This window comes from uncultured Cellulomonas sp. (genome assembly GCF_947494015.1).
In the GTDB taxonomy this organism is placed as follows: domain Bacteria; phylum Actinomycetota; class Actinomycetes; order Actinomycetales; family Cellulomonadaceae; genus Pengzhenrongella.
On sequence record NZ_CANLTL010000019.1, the window covers coordinates 19,831 to 35,072 of the forward strand.

The following is a 15,242-nucleotide window of genomic DNA, read 5'->3' on the forward strand; positions in this document are numbered from 1 at the left end:
CCTCAGGCGACCGGCACCCCCACCATCGCCGCGCTGCGGTCCCAGAGGTCCGCCGCGAGCGCCGGGTCCCACGCGCGCGGGCTGGTCCGGGCCACCCGGCGCTTCTCGTAGAACTGGCCGGGCTCCCAGTCGACGCCCGGCTGGTGCGTGGCCAGCCACACCAGGGTGTCGGCGCCCTTTGCCGGGCCGATCGTCAGCAGGCGACGCAACGGCGTGTGGTAGAGGAACCGCATCACGTCGGTGGAGTCCGCGGCGAAGTTGGTCGCAACCACCCCGGGGTGGAAGGCGGCGGCGGACAGCCCCCGGTCGCCGAACCGCCGCTGGAGCTCCGCGGTGAACAGGATGTTCGCGAGCTTGCTGTCCCCGTAGGACTTGCGCGGCGAGTACGCCCGCTCGTTCTGCAGGTCGGCGGTGTCCAGCCCGCTGAACAGCCGGGCCGCCGCGCTCGACGTGGTGATGACCGACGCGCGGGCGGCCAGCAGCGGCTCGATGAGCAGGTGGGTGAGCAGGAACGGTGCCAGGTGGTTCACCTGCAGGGTGCGCTCGAACCCGTCGACGGTGAGCTCGCGGGTGCCCATCAGGCCCCCGGCGTTGTTCGCCAGGACGTCGATCCGCGGGAGCGTGGACCCCAGCGTGTCGGCGAGCCGGCGGACGTCGTCCAGCCGGGCGAAGTCGGCCAGGTGGAAGGGTGCGTCGAGCTCCCGAGCCACCGCCTGCGTCTTGCTCGCGGAGCGGCCGACGACGACGACCTGCTCACCGCGCTGGACCAGCGCTCGCGCCGCGGCGGCGCCGATCCCGTCGCTGGCTCCGGTCAGGACGATGGTGCGGTCGGGCATGGGGCAGCCTCTCGTGGTCGGGCCTCGATCATCACCCGTCGACGCGGGGTGACGCGCGCCGAGCGCCATGGCGGCCCCGCACCCGGTCCGGGTGCGGGGCCGCCATGGCCGGGGGCGCCGGTCACTCGCCGTACTGCTCCTGGGGCAGTCGGCCCGGCCCGTCGGTGCGCAGCGGGGCGGGGGTGGGTGCGACCAGCGTGGACGCCGTCGGCTGCCGGGCCTCGAGCGGCCCGTCGGCCAGCCCGTCGAAGCGGTGCAGGAACGCGGCCATCGCCTGCCGGCTGATCGGCACCGCCGGGCCGAACGTGCCGTCCGGGTACCCCTCGGCGACCCCGGTGTCCTGCAGCCAGGCGATCGCGTCGACGAACGGGCTGCCCGCCGGGACGTCGGTGAACGCCGCCGGTCCGTCGACGGCGGGCTCGCCCGCCAGGCGGTACAGGAATGCGGCCATCGCCTGGCGGCTGACCGGGCGGGCCGGACCGAACAGGTCGCCGTCGTAGCCGGTGGCCAGACCCTCGGCGGCCATCCACTCGATCGCCGCGAAGAACGGGCTGCCGGGGGCGACGTCGTCGAAGGTCTGCCGGCCCGGGGCGGGCGTGTGCACGACCCCGGCGTAGCGGTACATGAACGCCGCCATCGCCTGGCGGGACATGGCGCGGTCGGGGTAGAAGTACACCTCGTCCCCGACCGTGGTCCCGGTGGACAGCCCTGAGTCGGCCAGCCAGCGGATGTCGTCGTAGAAGTCCTGCCCCGCGACGACGTCCACGAACTGCGGCGGCTCGAACGGCGCGACGTGCTCCAGGGGCGGGGCGAACCCGGTCACGAGCCGGCCGTCGGCCTGCTGCTCCAGGGCGTACCCCATGCCGAGCACGGCGGCGTCGTCCCAGGCACGGCCCACCAGCTGCATGGCCACCGAGTAGCCGTGCTCGTTGGTGCCCACGGGCACCACGACGGTCGGCAGCCCGACGCTGGAGGTCAGCACCCCGGTGGCCCGGTCGGCGGTGAGCTGGTTGGTCGCGCTGTCGTTGTTGTAGACGTCGCTGAGGAAGCCGGGATAGACGACGGCGTCGACGTCGTGCTCGTCCATCCAGGCCGCGATCGCGACCTTGGCGGCGTCGCGGTAGGCGAGCCAGGCGTCGACCTCCTCGGGCGTCATGCGGGGGGTGTCGCGCAGCTCGCGCCGGTTGTACGGCAGCACCAGCGGCGAGGCGAGCAGGGCGTCGCCGTCGACGAACGGGAAGTCGTCGTGCAGCTCGATGTAGCGCGCCCAGCCCTCCTCGGTGCGGCTGCCGGACGGCGCCCGGCCGAGATCGGGCGGCGCCGGCATCTCGACCATCGCGGCGCCGGCGGCCTGGAGGTCGGCGAAGTGGCCGCGGACCGCGGCCCCGGTGTCGTCGTCGGAGTAGCCCGAGACGAAGGAACCGGGCAGGTAGCCGATCCGCGTGCCCTGCAGGGCGGTCGTCGTCAGCGTGTCGGTCCAGTCGGCCGGGCGGTGGGCGTCCGCCTGCGCGGTCAGCACGTCCTTCGGGTCGGTGCCGGTGGTCGCGTTGAGCAGGTACGCCAGGTCGGTGACGGTGCGGGCCATCGGGCCGGCGTAGTCCTGACCCCAGGACAGCGGCATGACGCCGTGCACGCTGGCCATCCCGTCGGTGCCGCGGAAGGTCGTGATGCTGTTGCCGACGCTCGGCGCGTACAGCGACACCCCGGTCTGGCTGCCCATGGCCGCCGCCGCCATGCTGGCGGCGACCGCGACCGCCGACCCGCCGCTGGAGCCGAACGACGTCTTGGACGGGTACAGGGCGTTCCAGGCCTGACCGAAGGCGCTCTCGCTGTAGCCACCGGAGTTGGCGAACTCCGACAGGGTGGTCTTGCCGATGATCACCGCGCCGGCGTCGCGCAGCAGCGCGACCTGGTGGGCGTCCGCGTCCGGCTGCCAGTCCGCGAGCGCGAGCGTGCCGCCGGTCGTGGGCATGTCCCGGGTGTCGTACAGGTCCTTGAGCGCGATCGGGATGCCGAGCAGCTCGCCGGTGGCGCCGCCCGCCCGGGCCGCGTCGGCGGCCGCGGCCTGGGCCATGGCGTCGTCGGCGACCGTGATGAACGCGCCGAAGCCGAGCTGGCCGGTGTCGTACGCCGCGATCCGGTCCAGGTAGGCGCGGGTGATGCTCTGCGAGGTGGTCGCGCCGCTCTCCAGGTCCGCCTGGAGCTCGGCGATCGACGCGTCGACCACGTCGTACGGCGAGCTCGTGACGGTCGGCGGGGCCGCCGGTGCCGGGGAGATCGGCAGGGTCGTCACGGCGGCGCAGTCCGCCGGGTCGAAACCGGCCACCGTCAGCGCGGTCAGGTCCCAGTTCTCCAGGGTGCAGATCTCCCCGGGCGTCAGGCCCGTGAGGTCGGGGGCGGCGGTCAGGGCGGTAACGTCGACGGCTGCGTCGTCGACCGCCCCCGGCTCCCCGATCTGGACGAAGCGGGCCAGCGACTCCGTCTCGCCGGGTGCGACGGTCAGCGTGGTCACGAAGCCGTAGAAGTTGGACTCGTGCCCCTCGGTCGCCCGGGCGGTGCGGAACGGGTCGCGCTCCTGGTTGCCGATGCTGGTCAGGGCGCCGGGGAACGGCGCGGGCGTGCCCAGGACGACGCCGACCGGTCGGTCGGCAGGCTCGGTGGTGGCCACGACGGTCCAGGCGTCGTCGGGCGTGAGCGCCGTGTCGCCCGACGACGTCGCCCGGACCGCTCCCTGGTCGGCGCCGCTGCCGTACCCGAGCGCGCCGCCGAAGGAGACCTCCACGGTGACCGGCTCGGCGGTGGTGTTGGTGAACGTGTCGAAGAAGCGCGTCGCGCTGCTTGCGGCCATGACCGTGAGCTCACGGGTGATGTGCACGCCGCCGAGGTCGACCGACTGCGTGGTGGCGAAGGTGTCGGCGCCGTCGAAGGTGAGGCCGAAGCCGCGCATGAGCTCACCGTTCAGCCGCGGCTGCGGCTCGACGTCGACCTGGACGGCGATGTTGCCGAACCCGTCCACGGGTGACCCGCTCACCGACCGCAGGCTGCCCGTGTCCAGGCCGGGCCGGGCGGCGTCGTGCACCTGCCAGGTGATCCCCGTGCCGCCGGGCACGTCGGTCACCGCGGACGCCGGGGCCGCGACGAGCGCAGCCGAGGCGGTCAGTCCCGTGACGAGGAGCGCGGATCCCCGTCGGTGCCACGCCCGGCAGCGCGGTGTCGGTGAGTCGTCGGTGGCGCGTGGCCACCGTGGTCCAGCAGACGGCATGGTGTCTCCCTGTCGGCGAGCCGCAGCGACCTGCCGCGGTCCGCCGGACGCTAGACACGCCCTGTCACCGGGGGATTTCGCGGTCGCGTCGGGCCGGTTTCCCGGCCCGACGGTTGCCCGACGGCAGACGGTCGGCCCACAGCGGCCGGACAGCGACCCGACGGCGGCCCGACCGGTGGCCCCGGCGTCGCCGGGATCAGCGAGGTCGGGGGCCGCCTGCGGTGCGTCCCGAGTCGGTGCGGCGCCGTACGGCGCCGTCGTCGGGCACGGGGTCGGGCGACGCGGCCGCGCGCCGGGCCAGCGTGACGAGTCCGTGCCCGGCGACCAGCGCGCCGATGCCCCCCGCGGCCAGGTCGCCGAGGGTGTCGACCTCGTTGACGTTGATCGACGGGTCGACGTACGTGTGGCCCAGCCACTCGGCGATCTCCCACAGCACGCTGAGCCCGAGGCCGAGCCCGGTCACCAGGGCGGCCACGCCCCACCGGTGGACGACGGCGTCGGCGTCGGCCGGGTCCCGCGCGACGCCGACCCGGACGGCGACGAGGTACCCGATCACCGCGACCATGCCGGTCACGGCGGTGTGGACCGCCAGGTCCCACCAGGAGATGCGCTCGTAGAGACCGAGCACGCCGCTCCAGGCGGCGACCAGCAGGCTGGACCCGTAGGCGACGTCGACCCGGCCCGGGATGCCCAGTGCCCGCGGGACCATCAGGCCGCCCAGCACGAGCAGCATCAGCGCGACCGCGACCCCGTCGAACCCGACCACCGCGACGGCGATGCTCAGGAGCCCGGCGACGCGCACGGCGTCGGCGGGCACCCAGGCCGGGGGACCGGAGGGGGGACCGGAGGTCGGTGCGGGGTCGTGGTCCACCCCGTCGAGGATACCGGCGGCCCGGGTGCCCGGCCGGGTGCCCGCCGCACGCCCCGGCCGGGTGCCGACGGTCCGCGCCTCGCGCACCGGACGCTCAGGTCGCCCGGTCGGTGGGCTGCGCCGCCGTGGGGTGCTGTGCCACGTTGTCCCGGTGAGCACCGGACGTCGTGACCGGCGTGCCGAGCGGGCGGCCGCCACCGGACCGCGCGCCCGGGCGGCGGCGGGCGACCACCCGTGGTTCCTCACCGCGGTGCAGCGCGGCAACGACGCCACCCGGCTGCGGCCGTGGACCCAGGGCAACGAGGTGCGTGCGCTGGTGCACGGTCAGGCGTACTTCGCCGCGCTGGCCCGAGCGCTGGCCGGCGCCGGCGCCGGCGACCTCGTGCTGTTCGCCGACTGGCGCGGCGACCCGGACGAGCGGCTGGCTCCGGACGGACCCACGGTGGGTGCGGCGCTGTCGGGCGCTGCCGTGCGCGGTGCCCGGGTCAAGGGGCTCATCTGGCGCTCCCACCTGGACCGGCTGCGCTTCTCGGCCGACCAGAACCGTGACCTGTCGCAGGACGTCAACGGCAGCGGGGGCGAGGCCCTCCTGGACCAGCGGGTCCGGCCGCTGGGCAGCCACCACCAGAAGTTCGTCGTCGTCCGCCATGGCGACCGGCCGGCGGACGACGTCGCGTTCGTCGGCGGGATCGACCTCGCCCACAGCCGACGCGACGACGGGTCGCACGCCGGCGACCCGCAGGCGCAGGCCTTCTCCCACTGGTACGGCCGCACCCCGGCGTGGCACGACGTGCAGGTGGCGGTGCGCGGTCCGGCCGTGCGCGACGTCGAGGACGTGTTCCGTGAGCGGTGGCAGGACCCGGCGGCGCTGTCCCGGCTGCCGTGGCACGTGCTGCCCGACCTGGTCCGGCGGCAGGACCGTGACGCCGGCCGGCTCCCGCCACCCCGGCCCGACCCCCCGCGGGCCGGCACCTGCGCGGTGCAGCTGCTGCGCACGTATCCCAACCGGTGGCCTGGGTACCCGTTCGCACCCGACGGCGAGCGCAGCATCGCCCGCGGGTACGCCAAGGCGATGCGGCGGGCGCGACGGCTGGTCTACGTGGAGGACCAGTACCTGTGGTCGAGCGCCGTGGCCCGGGTCTTCGCCGACGCGCTGCGCCGCGAGCCGGGCCTGCACCTGGTCGCCGTCGTGCCCCGTCATCCCGACCACGACGACGCGCTGACCCTGGCGACCGGCCGGCTCGGTCACGCGCAGGCCCTGGACCTCGTGCGCGCCGCGGGCGGGGACCGGGTGCTGGTGCTCGACGTGGAGAACCCCCGCGGACTGCCGGTCTACGTGCACGCAAAGGTGTGCGTGGTCGACGACGTGTGGGCGACGGTCGGCAGCGACAACTTCAACCGGCGGTCCTGGACGCACGACTCCGAGCTCAGCGCCGCCGTCGTCGACGACGCCCGGGACCCGCGCGAGCCGCGCGACCCCGGCGGCCTGGGCGACGGGGCGCGGCGGTTCGCGCGCGACCTGCGCCTGGAGCTCATGCGCGAGCACCTCGACCTCGACGACGACGCCGACCTGGTCGACCCGCTCGCGGCGGTGGACGCGCTGCGTCGCAGCGCCGAGGCGCTGGACGCCTGGCACGACGCCGGGCGGGTCGGTCCGCGCCCGCCCGGTCGGCTGCGTTCCCACACGGTGCACTACCCGCCGCGGTGGCAGCGGGCCGTTGCGGGCCTCGCCTACCGGACGGTCGTGGACCCCGACGGGCGGCCACCGCGGCTGAAGCTGGGTGGGGGCCACTGAACGCCGCGGCCCGCCCGTCGGTGCGCACCGCGACGGGCTCGCGGGAGCGTGGGGTCAGGAGGCGGCGTCGTCCAGGCGCTGGAGCAGGTCGTCGGCGGCGGCCGCGATCTCGTCGTGGTCGTTCTGCGACGCGCGCTGCTTGGCGTGGATGAGGGCCGCCCGGTTCACCGTCGAGAAGTCGCCGTACGGGAAGCCGTAGCGGCCCTTGGTCTGCTCGGAGCCGTCGGGGTCGATGCCCAGGTGCCAGTCGCCGAACGCGTCGTACCCGTCGGACTCGACCAGGGCGTTCTCCTGGTCGGTGCTCGGGGCGGCGTCCGACCACTCGGTGGTCGTGTCGACCTCGCCGGCCTCGATCAGCGTGCGGGCGTGGGCCACTGCGGAGGAGTTCACGTCGTAGTGCGGCATGGGACCCACGCTACGAGCGGTCCCCGGGACCCGCAGCCGGTGGCCGGCGGGCCGTCGTGCCGGGGCCGGCGCGCCGAAGTCCTGGCCGCATGTGGGTGGCGGCATCCACACTGTCCCTGTGCCGACCATCTCCGCGCAGGGCCTCGTCAAGACCTACGGCAGCGTCCGGGCGTTGGACGGCCTGGACCTCACCGTCGAGCAGGGCACCGTCCTGGGGGTGCTCGGTCCCAACGGGGCGGGCAAGACCACCGCGGTGCGGGTGCTGACCACGCTGCTGCTGCCCACCGACGGCAGCGCCACGGTCGCCGGGCTCGACGTCGTCCGGGACGCCACCGCGCTGCGGTCCCGGATCGGGGTCTCCGGCCAGTACGCCGCCGTCGACGAGCACCTGACGGGGTACGAGAACCTGGACATGGTCGGCCGGCTGTACCACCTCGGGCGGGCCCGGTCCCGCGAGCGGGCCTGGGAGCTGCTGGAGAGGTTCGACCTGACCGACGCCGCGAAGCGTCCCGTGGGCACCTACTCCGGCGGCATGCGTCGACGCCTCGACCTGGCCGGGGCGCTGGTCGCCGAGCCGGAGGTGCTGTTCCTCGACGAGCCCACCACCGGCCTGGACCCGCGCAGCCGGCTGGGCATGTGGGACGTGATCGCCGAGCTCGTCGCCGGCGGGACGACGCTGCTGCTGACCACCCAGTACCTGGAGGAGGCGGACCGGCTGGCCGACCGCATCGCGGTGATCGACCACGGGCGCGTCATCGCCGAGGGCACCGCGGACCAGCTCAAGGCGCAGGTGGGCGGGGAGCGCATCGAGGTGACCGTGGCCCACGGCGGGGACCTGCCGCGAGCACGCACGGTGCTCGGACCGCTCGCCGTCGGGGAGACGGCGGCCGACGAGCACGCCCGCACGGTCACCGTCCCGGTCTCGGGCGGGGCTTCCGCGCTGGTGACCGCGCTGCGCGCGCTGGACGACGCCGGCGTCGAGGTGCTCGACGCCGGCATCCGGCGGCCGACGCTCGACGACGTCTTCCTCACCTTGACCGGCCACGACGCCGAGACCACCACGGACGACAGGGGCCAGGCATGACCGGCGTCGGGCAGGCGCTCGCGGACGGCTGGACCGTCACGCGCCGCAACCTCATCAAGATCAAGCGCGTCCCCGACCTGCTCGTGGGGTCGATCATCGCGCCGATCATGTTCGTGCTGCTGTTCGCGTTCGTCTTCGGCGGCTCCATCTCGCTGCCCGGCGCCGCCGAGATCGACCCGGCGCTCTACCGCCAGTTCCTCATCGCCGGCATCTTCGCCCAGACGATGATCTTCGGCGCCACGATCACCGGCACCGGCATGGCGCAGGACGTCAAGAGCGGCATCGTCGACCGGTTCCGCTCGCTGCCCATGGCGCCGTCCGCGGTCCTGGTGGGCCGGACCACCGCGGACGTGGTCAACAACGTGCTGACGATCCTCATCATGACCCTCACCGGTCTGGTGGTCGGGTGGCGCATCACCACGTCCGTGCTCGACGCGGTCGTCGGTTACGCGCTGCTGCTGTTCTTCGCCTACTGCATCAGCTGGCTGATGGCGTACGTCGGCCTGCTCGTGCGGACCCCCGAGGTGTTCAACAACGCCTCGTTCGTGGTGATCTTCCCGCTGACGTTCATCGCCAACACGTTCGTCCCGTCGGAGAACCTCCCCGGGCCGCTGCGCACGTTCGCGGAGTGGAACCCGGTCTCGAGCGTGACGCAGGCGGCCCGCGAGCTGTTCGGCAACATCATCCCGGGCACGCCGCCCCCGACGGCGTGGCCGCTGGAGCACCCGGTGCTGTACACGGTCCTGTGGGGCGTGGTGCTGCTGGTCGTCTTCGTGCCGCTCACCGTGCGGCAGTACCAGCGCGCCGCGGCGCGCTGACGTCTCACCCTGCAGGGTGAGGCCAGGTCCCCGCCGCGGAGGACGACGGGTGCCCGCGTGCGCCGCGACGCTCACGTCATGACCCTGACCCGCGGCCCCGCCCCGCACCCCGCCGTCCCGACCACCCCGCCGACCACTGCGCCGGCCGCGCTCGTCCCGGCGCACGGCGCCGGCCGTCCCCGGCCGCTCGAGCGTCGTCACGCCGTCGTCGCGCAGCTGCGCGACGCCCTCGCCGACGCCGTCCCGCGGACCGGGTACGCCCGCGCCCTCGCCGGGGTCGGGCTGCTCCTGCTCGCGGCCGGTGTGGTGCACGCCGCCGTCTGGCTGGCGGACGGTACGCCGTGGGAGGGCGCCGTCTCCTGGCGCAAACCGATCCTGTTCTGCGTCTCCTTCGGGCTGTTCGCGCTGTCGGCCGCCTGGGTGCAGCACGTGCTCCCACGCAGCGCCCTCGCGGGGTGGACCACGACCGGTCTGGTGGCCGTCGGCGGGCTCGGCGAGGTCGGGCTCATCTCGGCCCAGCAGTGGCGGGGCACGGCCTCCCACTTCAACGTGCTGACCTCCACCGACGCCACCGTCTTCATCCTCATGGGGGTGACGATCGGCATCTTCGGGGCCGGGACGGTGCTGCTCGCCGCGTGGGTGGTGCGCCGCCTGCGCCACCCGGCACCGACGGTGCTCGCCGTCGTGGTCGGGCTCGGGCTGGTCCTGCTGGCCTCGGCCCTCGGCGGCGACCTGATGGGCCGGGGGATGTCCTACGTCGCGACGCACGACGCCGTCCCGTCCGCGGTCGTGGTCGGGGCGGCGGGCTCGGGCAAGCTCGCGCACGCCGTGGCGCTGCACGGGCTGCAGGTGCTGGGCGTGCTCGCCCTGCTGCTCGGCCGGTCCGGGCTGAGCCCGACCGCACGGACCCGGTCCATGGTGCTGGGCGCCACCGGCTACGTGGCGCTGACCGCCCTCGTCATCGGGCAGGCGTACGCGGGCCGCGCGCCGCTCGACCTCACCCCCGCGACCGGGCTCGCAAGCGTCCTCGCGCCGGCCGCCGTCGTGGCAGCCTTCGGGTGGGCGCTGCGGCCCGCGCTGCTGGGCACGCCAGCCGCCGCCACGGCCACCCCGGCCACCACGGCCGACGGCCGGCCGATCGGCGACGGCGGCGTGACCGGGTGAGCAGCCGCCGGGCAGCGACGGGCAGGACACGGACGCGGAGGACACGCATGGGACGGCACGGCGGCCTGACGGCGTGGGACCTCGCGCTCGCTGCCGTGGCCACCACGCTCCTGGTGGCGGAGGCCGTCGCCGAGGACCCGGGGTCGCCGGTGCCCGTGCTGCTGGCCGGAGCGATGGGCGCCTGCCTGGCCACCCGGCGCCGGTTCCCGTTCGCGTCGTACCTGGTCAGCTCGGCCGGGCTGCTGCTGCTCGCCGGGTTCTTCTACGACGCCGGCTTCTACCCGTTCCCGAACGCCCTGTCGCTGTACGCCGTGGGGGCGCACGCGACCCGGCGACGGTCCGTGGTCGGCCTGGTCGTCGGCCTGGGCGGCGTCGCCTGGTACTGGGCTCTCGTGCCGTCCGTCGGCATCCCGTGGCTGCCCGGCCTCATCGTGGCCGGGTGGGCGCTGGCCTGGGTCGCCGGGCAGGCCGAGCGCGGTCGCCGCCGGGCCGCCGCCGACGTCGTCCACCGGGCCCGCGAGGCCGAGGAACGGCGCGAGGTCGAGCGTGCCGCAGCGGTCGCCCGCGAGCGCACCCGGCTCGCGCACGAGGTGCACGACATCGTCGGGCACGCGCTGAACGTCATGGTGCTGCAGGCCGGCGCGGCACGCCGGATGCTCGACCTCGACCGGGCCGCCAGCGCCGACGCACTGGCCACGGTGGAGGCCGTGGGCCGCGACGCGCTCGGCGAGCTCGACGGCGCGCTGGGGGCCCTCGACGGCCCCGCGCTGCGCCGCCCGGCCCGTGGCCCGGACGACCTCGACGAGCTCGCGGCCCGGTTCACCGGCGCGGGCGTGCCGGTCACCGTGCAGGTCGCGGGCACGCCCCGGCCGCTGCCGACCGACGTCGGCATCGCGCTGTACCGTGCGGCGCAGGAGGCCCTGACCAACGTGGCCAAGCACGCCCCGGGTGTCGGTGCGCAGGTCGACCTGCGCTACGACGACGACGCCGTGCGGCTGCGGGTGACCGACCGCGCGCCCGCCGCGGCGCCGCCCGACCCGTCGGGGCGCGGGCTGGTGGGGATCCGCACCCGCATGGCCGCGCTCGGCGGCACCGCCGAGGCCGGCCCCGACCCCCACGGTGGCTGGACCGTGCGCTGCACGGTTCCGATGGCGCCGGCGTCGTCGTGATCCGGGTGGTGCTGGTCGACGACGACCACCTCGTGCGCAGCGGGGTGCGCATGATCCTGGCCAGCGCCGGCGACCTGGAGGTGGTGGGGGAGGCCGCGGACGGCGCCGCGGGGGTCGCGGCGGTGCTGCGTGAGCGGCCCGACGTCGCGCTGGTCGACATCCGGATGCCGGTGCTGGACGGCATCGAGGCCACGGCTCGGATGACCGGTGCCGCGCCGGGGACCCGCGTCGTGGTGCTGACGACCTTCGAGCACGACGAGTACGTGGTCGACGCCATCCGCGCCGGCGCGTCCGGCTTCCTGCTCAAGCGCACCCCGCCCGAGGAGCTCATCACGGCGGTCCGGGTCGTCGCCGGGGGCGACGCGATGCTCTCGCCGTCGGTCACCCGGCGGCTGGTCGAGACCGTGGCGCGGGGCCCCGCCGGTCCCGGCGCGCCGCCGCCCGCGCTCGACCGGCTCACCGACCGCGAACACCAGGTGCTGATCGCGCTGGCGACCGGCGACTCGAACGCCGAGCTCGCCGTCCGGCTGCACATCACCGAGGAGACGGTGCGCACCCACGTCAAGCGGGTGCTGCACAAGCTCGGACTGCGCGACCGCGCCCAGGCGATCGTGTACGCCTACGAGTCGGGCGTGGTCGTCCCCGGGGAGCGTCGGGGCTGAAGGCGTCGCCCCGCGCGTCTCGCACCGCCCGCTCGCATCGCACGCCCCGTGCCCGTGCCCTGCCCCTGGCGGACAGGCCCCGCGGCCCGTCAGGATCGAGCGACCGACGCCGCGGGCACCCGGCCGTGGCGCGCACCCTGCGGAGGAACCATGACCGACGTGCCCCTGCCCACCGCGGCGTCCGACCCCACCCCGGACCCCACGTCCGGACCGACCACGCCGAGCGCTGCGCCGCTCAACACCGTCACGTGGTGGGAGCTTCCGGTCAGCGACCTGCCGCGCGCGCAGGCCTTCCTCGGGCCGCTGTTCGGCTGGACGTTCAGCTCGTTCGGCGACGACGCCGAGGGGTTCGCCGGCGTGCACCACGCCGGCGCGCTGATCGGCGGTCTCTACCGCACCGACGCCGACCCCTCCGCGCCGCCGTCCATCCGCACCTACGTCAACGTCTCGGACCTCGAAGCCGTGCTCACCACCGCCGAGACGCTCGGCGGCGCCGTGCGCACACCGCGCACCGAGGTGGGCGGCGACATGGGCTGGTGGGCCGAGATCGCCGACCCGGACGGTCGCTGGATCGGGCTCTGCACGGACAACCCGCCGCCGGCCCGGGACGCCGGGCCCACGGGGGCGTGATGGGATGAGCGACGCCGTGCCGACCCCCCTCCACCAGTGACGACGGAGACCGCCATGACCACACCTGCCCCCGGGAGTCCGAGCTGGACCCGTCCGCTGGGAGCGACCGGGCTGACCGTCACGGCCGTGACCGTCGGCGGCAGCCCGCTGGGCAGCATGCCGCGCCTGTACGGCCGGGACGTGAGCACCGACGAGGGGATCGCCACGGCGCGTGCCGCGCTCGACAGCCCGATCCGCTCGCTGGACACCTCCAACGGGTACAGCGACGGCGAGAGCGAGCGGCGCATCGGGGCCGCGATCGCGCAGGGCGGTGGGCTGCCGGGCGACGTCGTCGTGATGACCAAGGTGGACCCGCGCGACCGCGACTACTCGGGCGACCGGGTCCGGGCGTCGGTCGACGAGAGCCGCGAGCGGCTGGGCCTGGACCACCTGCCGCTGGTGCACCTGCACGACCCGGAGAACTTCGCCTTCGAGGAGCTCAGCGCCCCCGGCGGAGCCGTGGACGCGCTGGTGGCGCTCAAGGAGTCCGGCGTCGTCGGGTCGATCGGGCTCGCCGGGGGACGTGTGCAGGAGATCGCGAAGTACCTGGCGCTCGGGGTGTTCGACGTGCTGCTGGTGCACAACCGGTGGACCCTGCTGGACCGCAGCGCACGGGACCTGCTCGACGAGGCGGTCGACCGGGGGATGGGGATCCTCAACGCGGCCGTGTACGGCGGGGGCATCCTGGCCGCGCCCGGCTCGGCGCCGGACTCCGCGCCCCGCACGTACGGGTACCGGCAGGCGCCGCCGGAGATCCTCGATGCGGTCGCCGCGATGCAGGCCGTGTGCGCCGAGCACGGCACGGACCTGCGCACCGCGGCGCTGCAGTTCTCGCTGCGGGACGACCGCTTCGCCTCGACCGTGGTGGGGATGAGCCGGCCCTCGCGCATCCAGGACACCCTCGATGCGGCGTCCGCCCCGCTCCCGGACGGGATCTGGGTCGAGCTGGAGTCGCTGCTGCCGCCCGAGCGGGTCTGGCTGGACGCGCCGTTCGACCGCTGAGCCCGTCCGACCGCTGAGCCCGTCCACCGCTGAGCCGGACCGCTGAGCCGTGCCCGTGCCCGACCGGGCCGGGCGCGGCTCAGACCAGCGCGCGGCCGAGCTCGGGGAAGGCCTGCCGGTAGCCGTCCAGCAGCGAACGGCCCACGGCGACGGAGTCCACCAGCGGGTGCACCGCGAACGCCTTCCAGGCGAGCTCGGCCGACCCGTCGAGGGCGGCGGCGATGGTCAGCTGCTCGGCCGCCTTCGTCTGCGCCATGAGACCGGCCATGTGACCCTCGACCGGCGCGACCGGCCACGGGTGCACGCCGTCGTCGTCCACCGCGCAGCCCACCTCGACGACGGCGTCCGCGGGGAGCTGGGGCACCAGGTCGCCGTTGCGGACGTTGAGGATCATCGTCGCCGGCCGCCCCGTCGTCAGCGCCGCCATGAGGTCCAGCGCGACGCGGTGGTAGCCCCCCTCGACGTCCTCCTCGTGCCGGGCGCCCCCCTCGCCCTCCGGACGGCTCTCGGCCATGTACGTCGCCTCGCGCTCGTGGTGGTACCGGTGCCAGACGGCGAGCGGGTCGGCGCCCTCGGCGGCGGCGTCGGCGTAGAAGGCGGCCTGCTGGTCGGCCAGGAACTGCCCGCGGGTCGTCGCCGAGGTGCTGATGCGCTGGGTCGCCTCCCGCGTGAAGTAGTAGTAGTAGAGGTACTCGTTGGGCAGGGCGCCCAGGGCACGCACCCAGTCGGCGCCCATGAGCCGCGCCTCCTCGATCCCGGCCAGGGCGGCGTCGTCGGCGAGCAGGTCGGGCAGCCGGTCGACGCCGTCCACCCGCACCGAGCGCAGCCAGCCGAGGTGGTTGAGGCCGACGTAGTCGAACTGGCCGGCGGTCGGGGCGTACCGCGCCGCACCCGCACCCGCGCCGGCACCTGCGCCGGCTCCGTCGAGCCGGGCGATGCTGCGCGCAGCCCGGCGCATGAGGCCGATGGGGGTGTCGCAGATGCCGACGACCCGGTCGCCGAGCACGCCCCGCATGGCCTCGGTGACCATCCCGGCGGGGTTGGTGAAGTTGATGACCCAGGCATCGGGTGCGACCACGGCGATCCGGCGGGCCAGGGCGACCATCACCGGCACCGTGCGCAGCGCGTACGCCTGGCCGCCGGGCCCGATCGTCTCCTGCCCGAGCACCCCCAGCCCCAGCGCGGTCCGCTCGTCCAGCACCCGGCTCGCGGTGCCGCCCACCCGGACCGCCGCGAACACGAACTGCGCCCCGCGCAGCGCCTCGTCCAGGTCGGCGGTCACGGTGACCCGGGGCGGCCGGGCGAGCGAGCCGACCAGCTGCCGAACCACCCCAGCGACCACGGCCAGCCGCCGGGCGTCGACGTCGTGCAGGGCGACCTCGTCGATGCGGACGAGGGCGTCCGGGTCGACGACCGCCGCGAGCACCTGGGGGACCCGGAACCCACCGCCACCGATGATCGTGAGCTTCATGCTGCGAGGACCTCCACCCTGCGGCGGCGCCGAC

At 75.2% G+C, this 15,242-nt stretch carries 13 protein-coding genes; 8 read left to right on the forward strand and 5 right to left on the reverse strand.

Features of this window, described 5'->3' with window-relative positions; genetic code table 11:
• Positions 1-2: 2 nt before the first annotated feature.
• The 3 genes from Q0840_RS17330 to Q0840_RS17340 form a co-directional block, all read right to left on the reverse strand.
• On the reverse strand, positions 3-836 hold the full coding sequence (locus Q0840_RS17330) for an SDR family NAD(P)-dependent oxidoreductase (protein WP_298461904.1): 834 nt from the start codon (positions 834-836) through the stop codon (positions 3-5).
• 121 nt (positions 837-957) lie between these two features.
• Positions 958-3,954: an amidase family protein gene (locus Q0840_RS17335; RefSeq protein WP_298461907.1), complete on the reverse strand. Its 2,997-nt coding sequence runs from the start codon at positions 3,952-3,954 to the stop codon at positions 958-960.
• A gap of 340 nt (positions 3,955-4,294) precedes the next feature.
• Complete coding sequence (locus tag Q0840_RS17340) at positions 4,295-4,969, reverse strand: hypothetical protein (protein WP_298461910.1); 675 nt, start codon at positions 4,967-4,969, stop codon at positions 4,295-4,297.
• Between the two features lie 151 nt (positions 4,970-5,120).
• Between Q0840_RS17340 and Q0840_RS17345 the strand changes: the two genes are divergently transcribed.
• Positions 5,121-6,764, forward strand: a complete 1,644-nt coding sequence (locus Q0840_RS17345) for a phospholipase D family protein (RefSeq protein WP_298461912.1) — start codon at positions 5,121-5,123, stop codon at positions 6,762-6,764.
• Positions 6,765-6,818: 54 nt separating this feature from the next.
• On the opposite strand, the gene Q0840_RS17350 is transcribed toward Q0840_RS17345, so the two are convergent.
• Complete coding sequence (locus tag Q0840_RS17350; RefSeq protein WP_298461915.1) at positions 6,819-7,169, reverse strand: hypothetical protein; 351 nt, start codon at positions 7,167-7,169, stop codon at positions 6,819-6,821.
• A 118-nt stretch (positions 7,170-7,287) separates the two neighbouring features.
• Here Q0840_RS17350 and Q0840_RS17355 point away from each other — a divergent pair, with 118 nt between their 5' ends.
• The 7 genes from Q0840_RS17355 (at position 7,288) to Q0840_RS17385 (ending at position 13,737) form a co-directional block, all read left to right on the forward strand.
• Entirely contained in the window at positions 7,288-8,253 is a 966-nt protein-coding gene (locus Q0840_RS17355) for an ATP-binding cassette domain-containing protein (RefSeq protein WP_298461917.1), read from the forward strand.
• Positions 8,250-9,071: an ABC transporter permease gene (locus Q0840_RS17360; protein ID WP_298461920.1), complete on the forward strand. Its 822-nt coding sequence runs from the start codon at positions 8,250-8,252 to the stop codon at positions 9,069-9,071. The genes Q0840_RS17355 and Q0840_RS17360 overlap by 4 nt, the downstream gene beginning before the upstream one ends.
• A gap of 78 nt (positions 9,072-9,149) precedes the next feature.
• Positions 9,150-10,235 (forward strand): hypothetical protein, encoded by a 1,086-nt coding sequence (locus Q0840_RS17365; RefSeq protein WP_298461923.1) that lies wholly within the window; start codon positions 9,150-9,152, stop codon positions 10,233-10,235.
• Positions 10,236-10,282: 47 nt separating this feature from the next.
• Positions 10,283-11,404, forward strand: a complete 1,122-nt coding sequence (locus Q0840_RS17370; protein ID WP_298461926.1) for a sensor histidine kinase — start codon at positions 10,283-10,285, stop codon at positions 11,402-11,404.
• A complete protein-coding gene (locus tag Q0840_RS17375) occupies positions 11,401-12,066 on the forward strand; it encodes a response regulator transcription factor (protein WP_298461931.1) in 666 nt (221 codons plus the stop codon). The genes Q0840_RS17370 and Q0840_RS17375 overlap by 4 nt, the downstream gene beginning before the upstream one ends.
• Before the next feature lie 150 nt (positions 12,067-12,216).
• Positions 12,217-12,696, forward strand: a complete 480-nt coding sequence (locus Q0840_RS17380; RefSeq protein WP_298461934.1) for a VOC family protein — start codon at positions 12,217-12,219, stop codon at positions 12,694-12,696.
• 54 nt (positions 12,697-12,750) lie between these two features.
• On the forward strand, positions 12,751-13,737 hold the full coding sequence (locus Q0840_RS17385; RefSeq protein ID WP_298461937.1) for an aldo/keto reductase: 987 nt from the start codon (positions 12,751-12,753) through the stop codon (positions 13,735-13,737).
• 79 nt (positions 13,738-13,816) lie between these two features.
• Here the strand turns inward: Q0840_RS17385 and Q0840_RS17390 are convergent, their stop codons facing one another.
• Positions 13,817-15,208: a 6-phospho-beta-glucosidase gene (locus Q0840_RS17390; protein ID WP_298461939.1), complete on the reverse strand. Its 1,392-nt coding sequence runs from the start codon at positions 15,206-15,208 to the stop codon at positions 13,817-13,819.
• Positions 15,209-15,242 lie beyond the last annotated feature (34 nt).